At 67.8% G+C, this 11,894-nt stretch carries 15 protein-coding genes and 1 riboswitch; of the genes, 14 read left to right on the top strand and 1 reads right to left on the bottom strand.

Annotation, left to right across the window (positions count from 1 at the left end):
• Positions 1-7 precede the first annotated feature (7 nt).
• The 9 genes from rpe to hisF all read left to right on the top strand — a co-directional run bounded on the left by rpe (position 8) and on the right by hisF (position 6,957).
• Positions 8-685 (top strand): ribulose-phosphate 3-epimerase, encoded by a 678-nt coding sequence (gene rpe, locus QRM96_RS02615; protein ID WP_133832268.1) that lies wholly within the window; start codon positions 8-10, stop codon positions 683-685.
• Between the two features lie 39 nt (positions 686-724).
• Positions 725-873, top strand: a riboswitch (FMN riboswitch).
• A gap of 170 nt (positions 874-1,043) precedes the next feature.
• The gene (gene ribD, locus QRM96_RS02610; protein WP_285318240.1) at positions 1,044-2,183 is read left to right on the top strand and encodes a bifunctional diaminohydroxyphosphoribosylaminopyrimidine deaminase/5-amino-6-(5-phosphoribosylamino)uracil reductase RibD; all 1,140 of its coding nucleotides are present in this window, start codon (positions 1,044-1,046) and stop codon (positions 2,181-2,183) included.
• A complete protein-coding gene (locus QRM96_RS02605) occupies positions 2,183-2,845 on the top strand; it encodes a riboflavin synthase (protein ID WP_285318239.1) in 663 nt (220 codons plus the stop codon). Before ribD ends, QRM96_RS02605 begins: the two co-directional genes overlap by 1 nt.
• Positions 2,842-3,588 (top strand): 3,4-dihydroxy-2-butanone-4-phosphate synthase, encoded by a 747-nt coding sequence (gene ribB, locus QRM96_RS02600; RefSeq protein ID WP_018761147.1) that lies wholly within the window; start codon positions 2,842-2,844, stop codon positions 3,586-3,588. The genes QRM96_RS02605 and ribB overlap by 4 nt, the downstream gene beginning before the upstream one ends.
• Entirely contained in the window at positions 3,585-4,319 is a 735-nt protein-coding gene (gene ribA, locus QRM96_RS02595; protein ID WP_285318237.1) for a GTP cyclohydrolase II, read from the top strand. The genes ribB and ribA overlap by 4 nt, the downstream gene beginning before the upstream one ends.
• Positions 4,320-4,337: 18 nt before the next feature.
• Entirely contained in the window at positions 4,338-4,823 is a 486-nt protein-coding gene (gene ribH, locus QRM96_RS02590; RefSeq protein WP_109864007.1) for a 6,7-dimethyl-8-ribityllumazine synthase, read from the top strand.
• 105 nt (positions 4,824-4,928) lie between these two features.
• Positions 4,929-5,192: a phosphoribosyl-ATP diphosphatase gene (locus QRM96_RS02585; protein WP_009358176.1), complete on the top strand. Its 264-nt coding sequence runs from the start codon at positions 4,929-4,931 to the stop codon at positions 5,190-5,192.
• Between the two features lie 85 nt (positions 5,193-5,277).
• Positions 5,278-6,138, top strand: coding sequence for an ATP phosphoribosyltransferase (hisG, locus tag QRM96_RS02580; protein WP_109864006.1), 861 nt, complete (start codon positions 5,278-5,280; stop codon positions 6,136-6,138).
• A gap of 42 nt (positions 6,139-6,180) precedes the next feature.
• A complete protein-coding gene (hisF, locus tag QRM96_RS02575; RefSeq protein ID WP_109864005.1) occupies positions 6,181-6,957 on the top strand; it encodes an imidazole glycerol phosphate synthase subunit HisF in 777 nt (258 codons plus the stop codon).
• Between the two features lie 67 nt (positions 6,958-7,024).
• Here hisF and QRM96_RS02570 read toward each other — a convergent pair whose 3' ends face one another.
• Positions 7,025-7,669 (bottom strand): TIGR03085 family metal-binding protein, encoded by a 645-nt coding sequence (locus QRM96_RS02570; RefSeq protein WP_026264411.1) that lies wholly within the window; start codon positions 7,667-7,669, stop codon positions 7,025-7,027.
• Between the two features lie 111 nt (positions 7,670-7,780).
• Between QRM96_RS02570 and hisI the strand changes: the two genes are divergently transcribed.
• The 5 genes from hisI (at position 7,781) to trpC (ending at position 11,773) form a co-directional block, all read left to right on the top strand.
• Positions 7,781-8,233: a phosphoribosyl-AMP cyclohydrolase gene (gene hisI, locus QRM96_RS02565; protein ID WP_109864004.1), complete on the top strand. Its 453-nt coding sequence runs from the start codon at positions 7,781-7,783 to the stop codon at positions 8,231-8,233.
• Between the two features lie 114 nt (positions 8,234-8,347).
• Positions 8,348-9,910 (top strand): anthranilate synthase component I, encoded by a 1,563-nt coding sequence (locus tag QRM96_RS02560; RefSeq protein ID WP_109864003.1) that lies wholly within the window; start codon positions 8,348-8,350, stop codon positions 9,908-9,910.
• On the top strand, positions 9,910-10,563 hold the full coding sequence (locus QRM96_RS02555) for a Trp biosynthesis-associated membrane protein (protein ID WP_109864002.1): 654 nt from the start codon (positions 9,910-9,912) through the stop codon (positions 10,561-10,563). Before QRM96_RS02560 ends, QRM96_RS02555 begins: the two co-directional genes overlap by 1 nt.
• 104 nt (positions 10,564-10,667) lie before the next feature.
• On the top strand, positions 10,668-10,955 hold the full coding sequence (locus tag QRM96_RS02550; protein ID WP_018761156.1) for an HGxxPAAW family protein: 288 nt from the start codon (positions 10,668-10,670) through the stop codon (positions 10,953-10,955).
• Positions 10,955-11,773, top strand: a complete 819-nt coding sequence (gene trpC / locus QRM96_RS02545) for an indole-3-glycerol phosphate synthase TrpC (RefSeq protein ID WP_109864001.1) — start codon at positions 10,955-10,957, stop codon at positions 11,771-11,773. Before QRM96_RS02550 ends, trpC begins: the two co-directional genes overlap by 1 nt.
• Positions 11,774-11,894: the final 121 nt, after the last annotated feature.

Below are 11,894 nucleotides of genomic sequence, written 5' to 3'. Positions count from 1 at the left end.
CACTTCCGTGGCGCAATGCTGCATCAACCCGAGCATCCTCTCCGCCGACTTCGTCAACCTTGAGGCCGAACTCCAGCGGATCAGCAACGCCGACGCCGTGCACGTGGACGTGATGGACAACCACTTCGTCCCCAACCTCACCCTTGGGCTGCCGGTCGTGCAGCGGATCCAGGCGGTCAGCCCCGTTCCGCTGGATGCGCACCTGATGATTGCCGATGCCGACCGCTGGGCGCCCGGGTTCGCCGACGCCGGGCTCGCCTCGGTCACCTTCCACGCCGAGGCCTCCATCGCCCCCATCAAGCTCGCGCGGGAACTGCGCAGCAGGGGCGCCAAGGCCGGGATGGCCTTGCGGCCGGCCACGGCGGTTGAACCGTACCTGGACATGCTGCCGGAACTGGACATGCTGCTGATCATGACCGTGGAGCCGGGCTTCGGCGGCCAGGCTTTCCTGGATATCACGCTGCCCAAGATCCGCAGGGCCCGGGAAGCGGTGGACGGTTCGGGACTGGGAGTGGCCATCCAGGTGGACGGCGGTATTTCGGAGGACACCATCGCCCGCGCCGCCGAAGCCGGCGCCAACGTCTTCGTCGCCGGCTCCGCGGTCTACGGTGCGGAGGATCCGGCCGCAGCCATCGAGCTGCTCCGTGCAAAGGCCAGCCGGACGTTACGTGCGGCGACGGAATAACCGGCTGGCCCTGCCGGTTGTGGCACAATAACAACACACATACGTGCTCCGGGGTCGGTGTAAGTCCGAACCGGCGGTGACAGTCCGCGACCCGCGAGCCGGTGCCCTTTCCACAGGGACCCGGCAGACGGTTGAACCGGTGGAATTCCGGTACCGACAGTTAAAGTCTGGATGAGAGAAGCACGTACAGCTGTATCTGCGGGCCTTTGGGCTCCGCAGCGTTCTGCTGTCGTATATCCCCGGAGCCATCGCGGTTCGAGAGGGAAGGAACGACACGAATGAACCCCCAGCGATGGCTCTTCAACGCCACAAGTCCTGCTGCTTCCACGGCAGGCACCAACTCCCCGACGGCCGCCGCATGAGCGGTGCAGTTGAACTGAAACCAGCCGCCGGAGTAGTCACAGCCTTCAGCACGGATGAAATCCGGGCCATGGAGGAAGCCCTCGAGGCAGCCCTGCGCGGTCCGCGCGGCGCCAATCCGTTGGTGGGTGCCGTCGTCATCGGCCCCGACGGCCGCCACCTGGTCACCGGCCACCACCGCGGTGCCGGCACCGCCCACGCCGAAGCCGACGCCATAGCCCAGGCTGCCGCCGTCGGCATGGACCTCTCCGGCTGCACCATGGTGGTCACGCTCGAACCCTGCAACCACGTGGGCCGCACCGGGCCGTGCACGGAAGCGATCATCGCCGCGGGGATCACCGACGTGGTCTACGCCATCGACGACCCCCATGACCCTGCCGCCGGGGGAGCAGCCACCCTCCGCGCCGCCGGGGTAAGTGTCCGCAGCGGCCTCGGCGCCGAGGAAGCGCTGGACCTGAACCGGCAATGGTTTGAGGCCGTCGCGGCCAAGCGGCCCTTCGTCACGCTGCACATCGCACAAACCCTGGACGCCAGGATCGCTGCCGAAGACGGCACCAGCCAGTGGATCTCCAGCCCGGAATCGCTGGCGGACAACCACGGGATCCGCGGACGCATCGATGCCATCCTGGTGGGCACGCAGACCGTGCTGGTGGACAACCCGCGCCTGACCGCCCGAAACCCCTCCGGTGGGCTGGCCGCCAAACAGCCCGTACGGGCCGTCATGGGGCTCCGGGACATTCCCGACGACGCAGCAATCCGCGGCGATGACGGCCTGGCCGTCCACCTGCCCACCCGCGACCCCGCCGAGGCCCTGTCCATGCTGTACGACGCAGCCGCCCGCCACATCATGGTGGAGGGAGGATCACGGATCCTCAGCTCATTCCTCTCGGCCGGGCTCGTGGATGAACTGATCATGTACCTCGCCCCCACTTTGCTGGGCTCGGGCACCCCGGCCCTGGACGGGCTGGGCATCACCACCCTTGCCGACGCCCAGCAATGGGAATGGGACCAGTCCGACGGCGGCGCCGTGCGGACGCTCGGCCGGGACCTGAGACTTCACCTAAGACCGCAACGCAGAGTTGCACTGGACCACCAACCAACCCGCGGTACCGCGGAGCAAGCCCAGGGAGGCCGCTGATGTTCACCGGAATTATCGCCGAGCAGGGGCAGGTGCTGTCCGTTGAGCGCGACGGCGACACCAGCGCCACCGTCCGGCTCCACGCACCCGGGTCCACGGAGGGCCTGGCACTTGGCGGTTCGATCGCCGTCAACGGGGTCTGCCTCACGGCCACCGCCATTGACGGCAAGGAGTTCAGCGTCGACGTCATGGGCGAAACACTGCTCCGGAGCACCATCGGCGAACTCGCTGCCGGCGACTCCGTCAACCTGGAACGCTGCGTCCCCGCCGGCGGCCGCCTGGACGGGCATGTGGTGCAAGGCCATGTGGACGGCGTAGGTGTCCTGCTGGAAAGGGAAGCCCAAGGCAACTGGGAGCGGCTGCGCTTCGGCGTTCCCGCCAACCTGGCCCGCTACATTGCAGAAAAAGGCTCCATCGCCATCGACGGCGTTTCCCTCACGGTTACTGCCGTCAGCCCCGCGGCCGAGCAGGAACCCTGGTTTGAGGTAGGCCTCATTCCCACGACGCTGGCTGAGACCGGCCTGGGCACCAAGCACACCGGCAGCCGGGTGAACCTGGAAGTCGACGTGCTGGCCAAGTACACCGAACGGCTGCTGGCCTTCCGCGAACCGGCCTCCGCGGCCGGTGCCGGCGAGGCTGCCACCGCTGGAGGTGCACGGTGAACGCCGCGGTACACCTGGACACGCCCGTCGCCGGAGACCCGGCCACCGGCCAGCCGGTGGCCCAGGCGCCGGGCAAAGGCCTGGACCCGATCGAGGACGCTGTGCGCGCCATGGCCGCCGGCCGGCCGGTGCTGGTGGTCGACAATGAGGACCGCGAGAACGAAGGCGACATCATCTTCGCGGCCCAGCACGCCACACCGGCGCTGATGGGCTGGACCATCCGCTACAGCTCGGGCGTAATCTGCGTGCCGCTGACGGGTGCCCGGGCCGATGCCCTGGAGCTGCCCCCGATGACGGCCGTCAACCAGGACGCGAAGGGCACCGCCTACACGGTCTCCTGCGACGCGGCCACCGGCGTGAGCACGGGAATTTCCGCGACGGACCGTGCCTTGACGGCCCGCATCCTGGCGGACCCGCACGCGGTTCCGGCCTCTGTGACCCGACCGGGGCATATTTTCCCGCTTCGTGCGGTTGAGGGAGGTGTGCGGGAACGCCAGGGCCACACCGAGGCCGCGGTGGACTTGTGCCGCCTTGCCGGCCTGGAGCCTGTCGGGGTGATCGCGGAAGTAGTGTATGACGACGGTGAAATGATGCGCCTGGACGGCCTCAGGACTTTTGCGGCCGACCATGGGTGCCCGCTGATCTCGATCGAGGACCTGGTGGCGTATCTTGAAGCCGGGGCCGGGGGAACCCAGCGCGAGAAGGTCCGGGTCACGCCGGGCGAAGAGAAGGAGAAGCCATGACGGCATCGGCAGCCAGAGACGACAGCCACCAGGACGGCCACAGGGACCACCACTCGGTACCCGGTGCCGGGACCTACCCCGTCAGCGGAGGTCCCATTGTGCAACTGCCCACCGCCTTCGGGGACTTCGTTGCCCAGGCCTGGACCGACGTCCTCACCGGTGTGGAGCACCTGGCCGTGAGCTCGCCCAACGCGCCCACTGACGGCAAGGCACCCCTGGTACGGCTGCACTCCGAGTGCCTCACCGGCGACGTCTTCGGTTCCTACCGGTGCGACTGCGGGGAACAGCTTGCCTTCGCGCTGGAACTGATCCGCGACAACGGCGGCACCCTGCTCTACCTGCGCGGTCAGGAAGGCCGGGGCATCGGCCTCGCCAACAAGATCAAGGCCTACGCGCTGCAGGAAGCGGGCTTCGACACCGTGGAAGCCAACGAACAGCTGGGCCTGCCGGTTGACGCGCGGTGCTACAAGGCCGCGGCCCAGATCCTCGCCGAAATGGGCCTGCACGAGGTCCGGCTGCTGAGCAACAACCCGGACAAGCAGAACAGGCTGGCCCAGGCCGGCGTCAAGGTGGTGGAAATGGTCCCCACCGAGGTCCCCTCCCGCGAACAGAACATCCGGTACCTGCGCACCAAGAAGGACCGGATGGAGCACCGGCTCCTGCTGGACACCAGCGTGGCACCGGTGCCCGTACCGGCCTCCGAATCCCCTTACGACCACGAACAAGACTGAACGGAACACGACACACCCATGAGCGGACACGGCGCCCCCGACATCGACCTCAGCACCCTCAACCCGGCCGAGACTTCGCAGCTGAAGCTCGCCATCGTGGCAGCCAGCTGGCACACGCAGATCATGGACGGCCTCCTGGACGGCGCCCTGCGGGCCGCGAAGGACGCAGGCATCAGCGAACCCACCGTCCTGCGCGTTCCCGGCAGTTTTGAGCTGCCGGTGGCCGCCGCACGCCTGGCCCCGCATTTCGACGCCGTGGTGGCCCTCGGCGTCGTGATCCGCGGAGGAACGCCGCACTTTGACTACGTCTGCCAGGCCGCGACGTCGGGCCTCACCGACGTCAGCGTTTCCACCGGGGTGCCGGTGGGCTTCGGAGTGCTCACCTGCGACAACGAACAGCAGGGCCTGGACCGCGCAGGACTTCCCGGCTCCAAGGAAGACAAGGGGCATGAGGCAGTCACCGCTGCCCTGGCCACGGCCGTGGTCCTGAAACAGTACGCATGACTCCGATGTTCAGGTGGCGGGCGCGGTGTGTATTCGCTCACATCGCGCCCGTCATGCAACGGCCCGGGAAGCGCCCGTGCGGCCGCAGCAAGTAGGCTGGAGGGCGTGAAGAATTTCGAGACGCTGTTCGCTGAGCTCAGCGAGAAGGCAGCCACCCGTCCGGAAGGCTCCCGCACCGTCGCAGAATTGGAGTCCGGTGTTCACGGCATCGGCAAGAAAGTCGTTGAGGAAGCAGCCGAAGTATGGATGGCTGCCGAATATGAATCCGATGAAGCCGCGGCAGAGGAAATTTCCCAGCTTTTGTACCACCTGCAGGTTCTGATGCTCGCCAAAGGCCTGACCCTGGAAGACGTCTACAAGCATCTGTAGCCACTGGTCCGGCGCCTGCCGCCGGCCCCGCTGTGGCCTTCATTTGCCTGAAAATCCAGACCTTCCACCCCAGAAAGAATTTCCCATGCTGCGAGTAGCCGTCCCCAATAAGGGCTCCCTGTCAGAAGCCGCCTCCGCCATGCTCTCCGAAGCCGGATACCGCCAACGCCGCGACAGCCGCGAACTGGTCATGGTGGACCCGGACAACGACATCGAGTTCTTCTTCCTCCGCCCCCGCGACATCGCGGTCTACGTCGGCCGGGGAACGCTCGACGTCGGCATCACCGGCCGCGACCTCCTGCTGGACGCCGAGGTGGAAGCCGAGGAGTTGCTGCCGCTTGGATTCGCCGCCTCCACCTTCCGCTTTGCCGGTCCGGTGGGCGACTTCAGCTCTGCCGCAGAGCTCGAAGGCAAGCGACTGGCCACCAGCTACGACGGACTCCTGCGCAACTACCTCGCCGAACGGGGCATCAACGCCAAGGTGGTCAGGCTCGACGGCGCCGTTGAGTCTTCCGTCCGGCTTGGCGTCGCGGATGCCATCGCCGACGTCGTGGAGACCGGGAACACCCTCAAGGCCGCCGGCATGGAAATTTTCGGCGAGCCCATCCTGAAGTCCGAAGCCGTCCTGATCCGGCGCACCGGCAATGGCGGCGCGGCGAACGGCACCGCCAAGGAAATCGAGGTGCTCATCCGGCGCCTCCAGGGTGTCTTGGTGGCCCGCCAGTACGTGCTGATGGACTACGACATCCGCAAGGAACTCGTGGAAAAGGCCGCAGGCCTGACCCCCGGCCTGGAATCGCCCACGGTCTCGCCGCTCCGGGACTCGGACTGGGTCGCTGTACGGTCCATGGTTCCCAAGAAGGAAACCAACCGGATCATGGATGAACTGTACGACCTCGGCGCCCGCGCCATCCTGGTCAGCAGCATCCACGCCTGCCGCATCTGACCACCGGCGACCCTCAGCAGCACTGAATATCCAGGAGTTCCCATGGCAGTAGCAGTACGCGTCATTCCCTGCCTCGATGTCGACGCCGGACGCGTCGTCAAGGGCGTCAACTTCGAGGGCCTCCGCGACGCCGGTGACCCCGTGGAACTGGCCCACCGGTACGACAATGCCGGCGCCGACGAACTGACCTTCCTCGATGTCACGGCCTCCTCCGGAAACCGCGAGACCACCTTCGACGTGGTCCGCCGCACCGCCGAGGAAGTCTTCATCCCGCTCACCGTCGGCGGCGGCGTCCGGGGCGTCGCCGAGGTGGACAAACTCCTCCGGTACGGCGCCGACAAGGCCTCCATCAACACCGCTGCCGTGGCGCGGCCGGACGTCATCGACGAAATCACCCGCCACTTCGGATCCCAGGTGCTCGTTCTGTCCGTCGACGCCCGCCGCACCCGCCCGGGGTCCCGGCCCACGCCGTCGGGATTCGAAGTGACCACCCACGGCGGCCGCACCGGGACCGGGATTGACGCCATCGCGTGGGCGAAGGAAGCCGCCGACCGCGGCGTGGGGGAGATCCTCCTCAACTCCATCGACGCCGACGGCACCAAGGACGGCTTCGACCTCGAACTCATCAAGCTGGTCCGGGCCGCCGTCAGGGTGCCGATCATCGCCTCCGGCGGCGCAGGGGAGCCCGCACACTTCCCGCCGGCGGTTGCTGCCGGCGCGGATGCCGTGCTGGCGGCGTCAATTTTCCACTGGGGCCCGGACGACATGATGTCCCAGGTCAAGGACGCCATCCGGGACGCCGGCTTCGAAGTCCGTTAACCCGACTGGCTCGCAGCTGTTGTCGTTATGAACGCTCTTAACGGCAACAACTGCGAGCCAGTTTCGGTCAGAGGCCTACTTCGGCTGACTGCAGGAGGGCGACGGCGTCCGGCTGGCCTTCGAAGGTGACCAGGGCGTGGCGCGTGCGGCCGTGGGCGTGCATCAGCAGTTCGCCCGGCTCGCCCACGATGGCCACGGAGACAGGCGCCCGCTTGGCGACGTGGCGGGGACCGGACGGACGGACCAGCACGATGCCGAGGTCCACGCCGCGGTACAGGATGGCGGCACGCTTGACCAGTTCGTCCCAGAGCGCATCAGAGTACGCCTCGTCCAGGGCCCGCGGCGCCCACCGGTCCACTGCCCGGCGGACGTCCTCGGTGTGCACGAAGTACTCGATCAGGTTGGCGCTTTCGTCCAGGGCTTTGATGCTCATCGGCGAAAGGGCCGGCGGCCCGGCACGGAAGGTGTTGACCAGCCGGGCGTAGTCCTCGGTGGTGGTCAGCTTGGCCGCAAGCTTGGCAGTGGCCTGGTCGGAGGCCTTGGCCAGTCGCTTGATGATCAAACCGAGCCCGACGGCGGCCTTGCGCTCCCGCAGGTAGAGGTGCGCGGCAAGGTCCCTGGTGCGCCAGCCCTTGCACAGCGTGGGCGCATCAGGGCCGGCCGCAAGCAGGGTCTCGGCCAGGACTTCTCGGGACGGTTCGACGAAATGCATCACTTGTGAAACTAGCACGAGAGCCGCGAAGTTGGGCAGCATCCCACCGCCCGGTGGCGTGCCGTTGTTCACATCGGGAGGGCGGCCGCCAAAGGCACTAGACTTGACCCGATGTCTGAGCAGCCAACCCCCGCCCCAACCGCTGGATCCAACGGATCCCAGGTACCGTCGTCGTCCGCTGAATCCGACCCGGCAACACCCGGCTCCGGACCGCTTCCCGAGGACGTGGCAGCCGCGCTCAAGCGCGATGCCGCCGGCCTGGTGGCAGCGGTGGTCCAGCAGTTCGACACGAACGAGGTCCTGATGCTCGGTTGGATGGATGACGAGGCACTGCGCCGGACCATGACCACCGGACGCGTCACGTTCTACTCGCGGTCCCGCCAGGAGTATTGGCGCAAGGGCGACACTTCCGGCCACGTCCAGTGGGTCAAGTCGGTTGCACTGGACTGCGACGGCGATGCACTCCTGGTGCGCGTCGACCAGGTCGGTGCCGCCTGCCACACCGGCACCCGCACCTGCTTCGACGGCAGGGACCTCACCGTCGTCACAGGCCACGCACGCTAGGCCGGACCGGCTGCCGGGCCACGGCGTCTCAGCCGGCCGCGGCCAACCCAGCAAGCACACTCAAGGTGTCCGGCGCGGCCGGCCCTTCAGAAGAACAGGCGGACAAGCATAGCCATGCAGGACCTTGGAACCATCAGCCCAAGCCTTGAGGAATTCCGGGAACTCGCCGGCCACAGCCGGGTCATCCCCGTCAGGCTCAAGGTACTGGCCGACGCCGAAACACCCATCGGCCTGTACCGCAAGCTGGCGCAGGGCCAGCCCGGAACGTTCCTGATGGAATCCGCGGCCGTTGGCGGCGCCTGGTCCCGCTACTCCTTCATCGGTGCCCGGTCCCGCGCCACCCTGACCACCAAGGACGGACAGGCCCACTGGCTGGGCGAGCCGCCCGCCGGCGTCCCCGTCAGCGGCAGCCCCGTCGACGCCGTACGCGACACCATCGACGCGCTGCGCACCGACCGCTTCGAGGGGCTCCCGCCCTTCACTTCCGGCCTGGTGGGGTTCCTGGGCTGGGAAACCGTCCGGCACTGGGAGCGGCTGGTCAGCCCGCCCGAGGACGACCTGCAGCTGCCGGAGATGGCCCTGAACCTGGTCACCGACATGGCCGTGCACGACAACGTTGACGGCACGGTCCTGCTCATTGCCAACGCCATCAACTTCGACAACAGCTCCGAGCGCGTGGACGAGGCCTGGCACGACGCCGTCGCGCGGGTAAAGGAACTCCTGGCCAAGATCAGCGCCCCCGTCCCGCAGCCGGTCTCCGTTCTGGAACCGGCGGCACTGGATTTTGCGTCCAGCGTCCAGGAACGCTGGGATGAGGCCGAGTACCTGGCCGCCTTGGACCGCGGCAAGGAAGCCATCGTGGACGGCGAGGTCTTCCAAGTGGTGATTTCGCGACGGTTCGAGATGGAATGCCACGCGTCCGCCCTGGACGTCTACCGGGTCCTGCGCAACACCAATCCCAGCCCCTACATGTACATCTTCAGCCTGGCCGACGCCGAGGGCCGCGAATACTCCATCGTCGGATCCTCGCCCGAAGCCCTGGTCACGGTCACCGGCGAGGAAGTCATCACCCACCCGATCGCCGGATCCCGTCCCCGCGGGAAGACAGTGGAAGCGGACAAGGCCCTCGCCGAGGAACTGCTCGCCGACCAGAAGGAACGTGCCGAACACCTGATGCTGGTGGACCTCTCCCGCAACGACCTCTCCAAGGTCTGCGTGGCCGGCACCGTGGACGTCACACAGTTCATGGAGGTGGAGCGCTTCAGCCACATCATGCACCTGGTGTCCACCGTGGTGGGCAGGCTGGCACCGCAGGCCAAGGCCTACGACGTCCTGAAAGCGACGTTCCCGGCCGGCACCCTCTCCGGCGCGCCCAAGCCCCGGGCGCTGCGCCTGCTGGACGAACTCGAACCGCACCGCCGCGGCATCTACGGCGGCGTGGTGGGCTACCTCGATTTCGCCGGCGACATGGACATGGCCATCGCCATCAGGTCCGCGCTGATCCGCGAAGGCCGGGCCTACGTCCAGGCCGGCGGCGGCATCGTGGCCGACTCCGTGAACCCCACGGAGGCCCTCGAAACCGTCAACAAGGCCGCCGCCCCGCTGCGCGCGGTCCACACTGCCGGTTCCCTGCACAACATCTCCGCGGAATCCCTTCCCGGCCGGACGGAGTCCTGATGGCTGACTCCGGAGTGGCTGCCGGCAGCGCGGGAACAGCAGGCAAAGCCGGCAAAGCCAAGGCAGGCCGGACCACACCCGCGTGGGCGCGCAAGTCCACGCTGGTCCTGCTGATCACCCTCCTGGCCCTGGCCGCGTTCGGCACCACCACCCAGACGTGGATGACCGCCACCTTGGACCCCAACCAGGCAGGCGCCGCGCAAAGCGTCCTGCCCGTGCAGGGGAGCAAGGCGGCCACCACCGTCACGGCCCTGGCCCTGGTGGCCTTGGCCGGCGGGCTGGCAGCGTCCATTGCCGGCAGGATCGCCCGGTGGGTCATCACCGCCATCATCGTCCTTGCCTCGGCCGGCATCGTGACTGCCGCCGCCACCGTCCTTGCGGACCCGCTGGCAGCGGCGCAGGGAACGATTGCCACCGCTACCGGCGTCTCCGGCAGCCAGGCGCACGTTGAACTCACCGCTTTCCCGGCAGTGGCCGTCGTCGCCGGCTGCCTGCTGGCCCTGGGCGCCCTGCTGATCATTCCCGCATCCCGGCACTGGAAGGCGCGCACCAAATATGACGCGCCCGTCGCAGCCGGGCAGGCGGCTCCGGCCGGACCCGTGGACGAGATCGACAGCTGGGACCGGCTGTCGCGCGGCGACGACCCCACCTGAGCGGCGCCGCCGCCGGCGCCGGAACCGGCGGGACGCCTGACGGTACGCGGGCGGCAACCAAAAAATGGCAGAATGTAAGCAGTATCCATCCTGAGGAGATTTCCATGAGCAAAGCACCTGCGTCCGCTTCCACGTCCGGCACCCGCACGGTGGCCCCCGGCGTCATTGACCACAGCCAGGAACTTGGCCACGGCAACAGCCCGGCCGCCTGGACCTGCGTCATCGTCATGCTCGTCGGCGCACTCATCGCAGCCATCGCGTTCGTCATCGCCAGCACCCCCATCTTCATCGGCGGAGCCGTGGTCATGGTGATCGGGCTGATCCTCGGTTACGTCATGCGCAAGGCAGGCTACGGCGTCGAAGGCAGCAAGCTGAAGAACTCCGGCCACTGATGGCAACTGTTCTCGACGACATCAACGCCGGTGTCCGGGAGGACATGGAGGCCAGGAAGCGTCTCGTTTCGCTGGCTGAGCTGAAGGACCGGGCCCAGGCCGCCGCGCCCGCACGCGACGCATGGGCGGCCCTCGGCGGCACCTCCGCAACCCGGGAACAGCTGAAAGTCATCGCGGAAATCAAGCGCCGCAGCCCCTCCAAGGGCGACCTGGCCAGCATCGGGGATCCGGCGTCGCTGGCCAGGCAGTACGCCGACGGTGGCGCGTCCGTCATCAGTGTCCTCACCGAACAGCGCCGCTTCAACGGATCCCTCGCCGACCTTGACGCCGTGCGCGCCGCCGTCGACGTCCCGCTGCTCCGCAAGGACTTCACGCTTGACGAGTACCAGGTCTGGGAGGCCCGTGCCCACGGCGCCGACCTCATCCTGCTGATCGTTGCCGCACTCTCCGACGCCCAACTCACCGAGTTCAGCGCCCTCAGCGCCGAACTGGGCATGAACGTGCTCGTGGAGACCCACACCGAAGAGGAAATCGAGCGCGCCGTGGCGGCGAACGCCCGGATCATCGGCGTCAACGTGCGCAATCTGAAGACGCTCGACGTCGACCGTTCAGTCTTCGCCTCCTTGGCGGGCCTGATCCCGGGCGACGCAGTGGTGGTCGCCGAATCGGGCGTCCGCGACGCCGAGGACGTCACGCATTACGCCGCAAACGGCGCCAACGCCATACTGGTGGGCGAGGCCCTGGTGAGCCATGCGACTCCCCGGGAACGAATCGCCGAATTCGCTGCCGCGGGTGCCGCCGCGATCGCCGCGCGCTGACGGCACCCCGGCGCACCCTGCATTGCGGTGCCGGCCCGTGCCGGCCCCGCAGTGCCTGCAACCACCGATCCGGCCCAGGCTGGAACAGCACACTTTTGACCGATCAACTTGGAACAGGACG

The organism is Pseudarthrobacter sp. lyk4-40-TYG-27, assembly GCF_030209295.1.
Classification (GTDB): domain Bacteria; phylum Actinomycetota; class Actinomycetes; order Actinomycetales; family Micrococcaceae; genus Arthrobacter.
The sequence above is the reverse complement of the archived record's forward strand: the minus strand, read 5'-3'. Positions and strand labels throughout refer to the sequence as shown.

Coding starts and splice junctions, on each gene's coding strand:
- ribD (WP_285318240.1), top strand. CDS start 1,044: ATGAGCGGTGCAGTTGAACTGAAACCAGCCGCCGGAGTAGTCACAGCC.
- QRM96_RS02605 (WP_285318239.1), top strand. CDS start 2,183: ATGTTCACCGGAATTATCGCCGAGCAGGGGCAGGTGCTGTCCGTTGAG.
- ribA (WP_285318237.1), top strand. CDS start 3,585: ATGACGGCATCGGCAGCCAGAGACGACAGCCACCAGGACGGCCACAGG.
- ribH (WP_109864007.1), top strand. CDS start 4,338: ATGAGCGGACACGGCGCCCCCGACATCGACCTCAGCACCCTCAACCCG.
- hisG (WP_109864006.1), top strand. CDS start 5,278: ATGCTGCGAGTAGCCGTCCCCAATAAGGGCTCCCTGTCAGAAGCCGCC.
- hisF (WP_109864005.1), top strand. CDS start 6,181: ATGGCAGTAGCAGTACGCGTCATTCCCTGCCTCGATGTCGACGCCGGA.
- QRM96_RS02570 (WP_026264411.1), bottom strand. CDS start 7,669: ATGCATTTCGTCGAACCGTCCCGAGAAGTCCTGGCCGAGACCCTGCTT.
- hisI (WP_109864004.1), top strand. CDS start 7,781: ATGTCTGAGCAGCCAACCCCCGCCCCAACCGCTGGATCCAACGGATCC.
- QRM96_RS02560 (WP_109864003.1), top strand. CDS start 8,348: ATGCAGGACCTTGGAACCATCAGCCCAAGCCTTGAGGAATTCCGGGAA.
- QRM96_RS02555 (WP_109864002.1), top strand. CDS start 9,910: ATGGCTGACTCCGGAGTGGCTGCCGGCAGCGCGGGAACAGCAGGCAAA.
- QRM96_RS02550 (WP_018761156.1), top strand. CDS start 10,668: ATGAGCAAAGCACCTGCGTCCGCTTCCACGTCCGGCACCCGCACGGTG.
- trpC (WP_109864001.1), top strand. CDS start 10,955: ATGGCAACTGTTCTCGACGACATCAACGCCGGTGTCCGGGAGGACATG.